The organism is Burkholderia sp. Se-20378 (assembly GCF_017104665.1).
Taxonomy (GTDB): Bacteria; Pseudomonadota; Gammaproteobacteria; order Burkholderiales; family Burkholderiaceae; genus Burkholderia; species Burkholderia lata.
This window is the reverse complement of record NZ_JAAGPG010000797.1, coordinates 1-2,937: the sequence shown is the minus strand read 5'-3', so window position 1 is coordinate 2,937 and position 2,937 is coordinate 1. Positions and strand designations below refer to the sequence as shown.

Here is a 2,937-nt window from a genome sequence, read left to right as displayed (position 1 = left end):
CACCCGGCTGGCTCGGCGCGGCAGGCGTCGTGTTCTTCCTCGCGCTGCCCGCCTGCACGGCGTTGCCCGACGCGATCGCGGCGCTCGCGGATCTCGGCCTGTCCGCGTCGCTCGGCGCGCTGCTGCTGTGGATCGTCAGCGAGCCCGAGCATCCGGTCGTGGCGCTGCTCGACTGGGCGCCGCTCGTCTATCTCGGCACGATCAGCTACGGCTTCTACCTGTTCCACAACCTGATTCCGACGCGTTTCGGCGTGCTGCCCGCACACGTCGCGAACGTGGCCGTACCGGAAATCGTCCGCGACACGCTGCCCGAAATGCTGCAGTTCGCGCTCGCCGTGCTGCTCGCGCACCTGTCCTGGCGCTATCTCGAAAAGCGGCTGCTCGATTTCAAGAAGCCGGTTACCGCGATGCTGGCCCGGCATTTCGTCGCGCGGCCGAGCACGTCGGCGCGTTGAACACCGCACGGATGCGGCAACGATCGAACGGAAAAAGCGCGATTCTGGCCACACGCGGAAGCTGACACCCGGCGAACGAGACGCGGCGTCGCGTCATCGACCGGCGCCGACGGAATCCGTGCGGTCACGACTGTCGATGCGCATCGCGCAACCGGACCGCCGATCCGGTCGATCGCCGCGGCACCGGTTTCAGACGTGGCGCCCATTCCAGTCAGAGCGCCCCGCTCCGCACGCGGCACCGCCCGCGAAGCCAACCCGTCACACTTCAAGCTCGCCGACAACGCGCACCGCGATCACGCACCCGGCACCCGCAAACGCAAAAAAGCCCCGGCGCGCGAGCGGCCGGGGCCAACGGAACAACCACCACCTGAAACAACGGAGCGCGCGGCTGCTTAGGCGACAGCAGCCAGCGCGGGCAAACAGGTACGCAGATAGGCCTCGAATTCGCGGCTCACTTCCGGATGCTGGAGCGCGAGTTCAACGGTGGCCTTGAGATAGCCGATCTTGCTGCCGCAGTCGAAGCGCGTGCCGTAGTAGCGGTACGCAAGCACCTGCTCGTTCGCGAGCAGCGACTGGACCGCATCGGTCAGCTGCAGCTCGCCGCCGGCGCCCGGCTTGAGCTTGCGCAGGTGATCGAAGATCGTTGGCATGAACACGTAGCGGCCGACCACGCCGAGATTCGACGGCGCATCTTCCGGCGCCGGCTTCTCGATGATGCCCGACAGCTTGATGATGTCCTCTTCCCATTCGCGGCCTTCGACGACACCGTACGAGCGGCTGTCCTCGCGCGGAATCGTCTCGACCCCGATCACCGAGCTGTGATAGTGGTCGAACACGTCGACCAGCTGCTTCAGCACCGGCTGTTCGCCATGCAGCAGGTCGTCGGCGAGGATCACCGCGAACGGCTCGCCGTGCACCAGCTTCTCCGCGCACAGCACCGCGTGGCCGAGACCGAGCGCTTCCGGCTGGCGCACGTAGAAGCAGTTCACATGGCTCGGCTTGATGCCGCGCACGAGCTCGAGCAGCTTTTCCTTGCCGCGCGCCTCGAGCTCGGCCTCGATCTCGTAGGACTTGTCGAAGTGATCCTCGATCGCGCGCTTGCTGCGCCCGGTGACGAAGATCATCTCGGTGATACCTGCGTTGATCGCTTCCTCGACCGCGTACTGAATCAGCGGCTTGTCGACGACGGGCAACATTTCCTTCGGGCTCGCCTTCGTTGCCGGGAGGAACCGCGTGCCGAGACCGGCAACGGGGAACACGGCCTTGGTGACTTTCAACATGTTCGCATCCTGATTGCGTTGACTGCGCCGCGTCGACCAGCGACCCGGCGCGATTGTGTTCCGAACGGCATATCGAGAATCGACGGTACTGCCAATTCGACTCCGCTCATTTTCGATATGGACGATTGCCCAATGATTCCGGAAAAAAATATAATCCTTTCAACCCGGTCGATATTGCCGAGCCGAGTGCCGAAGCAGAAACAAATTACCGATTTTCCAGATACAAATTCTTACGATTCGAATTCCTCGATATAGGGCACGCCGCCCCGTTCGAGACCCGGGCGAATCGGTTCGTTCTTCAGCGCCTCGCGGTACGCCGACAGCACGGCCATGACCAGCAGTACTGCAGCGCTCGCGATCCAATGCATGTCCATCTTGCCGCTCCTTGCATCAATCAACTGGAGCTTCAAACTATCAGAAAAAAATCGGTAAATAATTGACCCGCCTCGCGGAACCACTTTCTGAACGCGATAAAACCATGATGTGGAATTCCGATATTTCCCGGCGAGATTTTTTTATTCATTGATCGAATTCTTGCGCATTACGATTGGATGAAACTTCCCGTCCATCCGTCGCAAGGAATCGAATCGCATGCAAGCTTTCAGCGGATCGTCTCTGACCGCGCCGCCCGTCGCCGATCACAAGGAACACGTGATCGACGCGATGCGCGGCTTCGCGGCGCTGCTCGTCGCCTATTTCCACTGCCGGCAGGTCGTCTGGGTCGGCATGCAGAGCTTCCATCACGCTTACGGCCATGCGCTCACCCCGGGCGCGATCGCCGGCTACCTGACCTTCCCGTTCGCGTGGGGCTCCGCCGGCGTGCCGATCTTCTTCGTGATCAGCGGCTACTGCATCCACCGCAACGCGGCGCTCAAGCTCGCGGCCGATCCCGCGTACCGGCTCGACGCGCCGAACTTCTGGGTGCGCCGGTTCGCGCGCATCTACCCGGTGCTGCTCGCCGCGCTGCTGTTCACGCTCGCGCTCGACTCGGTCAGCCTGCAGATCGAGCCCGTCAGCCACAAGATCCGCGACGTCGGCCTCGTCGCGTTCCTCGTGAACCTGTTCTCGCTGCAGGGCGTCGCCGGCTACACGTACGGGTCGAACGGCGCGCTGTGGACGCTGTCGCTCGAAGTGCAGTTCTACGCGATCTACCCGCTGCTGTTCGCGATCCGCCGGCGCATCAGCATGCCGGTGGTCGTGGC

At 63.2% G+C, this 2,937-nt stretch carries 3 protein-coding genes and 1 pseudogene; 2 read left to right on the top strand and 2 right to left on the bottom strand.

Annotated elements, in window-relative coordinates; translation table 11 throughout:
- A pseudogene (locus tag G3N93_RS37655) lies at positions 1–455 on the top strand (acyltransferase); the annotation flags it as partial.
- A 392-nt stretch (positions 456–847) separates the two neighbouring features.
- Here the strand turns inward: G3N93_RS37655 and galU are convergent.
- Entirely contained in the window at positions 848–1,735 is an 888-nt protein-coding gene (gene galU / locus G3N93_RS37650; RefSeq protein ID WP_011548079.1) for a UTP--glucose-1-phosphate uridylyltransferase GalU, read from the bottom strand.
- Positions 1,736–1,965: 230 nt separating this feature from the next.
- Positions 1,966–2,109: a hypothetical protein gene (locus G3N93_RS37645; protein WP_006479318.1), complete on the bottom strand. Its 144-nt coding sequence runs from the start codon at positions 2,107–2,109 to the stop codon at positions 1,966–1,968.
- Positions 2,110–2,326: 217 nt separating this feature from the next.
- Between G3N93_RS37645 and G3N93_RS37640 the strand changes: the two genes are divergently transcribed.
- Positions 2,327–2,937: acyltransferase (locus tag G3N93_RS37640; RefSeq protein WP_206135293.1), on the top strand; the 611-nt coding region annotated here is incomplete at its 3' end.

Bases quoted from the DNA above. Each gene is read 5' to 3' on its own strand.
- galU (WP_011548079.1), bottom strand. From the start codon at position 1,735: ATGTTGAAAGTCACCAAGGCCGTGTTCCCCGTTGCCGGTCTCGGCACG.
- G3N93_RS37645 (WP_006479318.1), bottom strand. From the start codon at position 2,109: ATGGACATGCATTGGATCGCGAGCGCTGCAGTACTGCTGGTCATGGCC.